This window comes from Aquitalea sp. ASV11 (assembly GCF_016429185.1).
Lineage (GTDB): Bacteria > Pseudomonadota > Gammaproteobacteria > Burkholderiales > Chromobacteriaceae > Aquitalea > Aquitalea pelogenes.
Window position 1 is genome coordinate 1 of sequence record NZ_JAELUD010000182.1, and the last position, 397, is coordinate 397.

The 397-nt window shown below is 70.8% G+C and carries 1 protein-coding gene; it reads left to right on the forward strand.

All coding sequences use genetic code 11. The annotated features are described in order from the left end of the window. Nucleotides 1–306 (forward strand): hypothetical protein (locus tag JHD62_RS21590; RefSeq protein WP_199104597.1); only part of this gene is annotated, 306 nt, incomplete at its 5' end. Nucleotides 307–397: the final 91 nt, after the last annotated feature.

Here is a 397-nt window from a genome sequence, read left to right on the forward strand (position 1 = left end):
CCCCCCCCCCCCCCCCCCCCCCCCCCCCCCCCCCCCCCCCCCCCCCCCCCCCCCCCCCCCCCCCCCCCTTTTCACCTCCCCCGCCCACCACCTACACCTACACATCTTACTGTTCGTCGGCAGCGTCAGATGTGTATAAGAGACAGGTTCAGCGGCATGTCAGAGGATTTCCTTGGCCGGCAGTTGCTTGCCGTGCTGGAGAAGGAAGGCGTGGACTGCCGCCACCTGCAACTGCGCCAATTGCCCACCACCTGTCTCTTATACACATCTCCGAGCCCACGAGACGAACGCAATAATCTCGTATGACGTCATCAGCTTGAAAAGGGGGGGGGGGGGGGGGGGGGGGGGGGGGGGGGGGGGGGGGGGGGGGGGGGGGGGGGGGGGGGGGGGGGGGGGG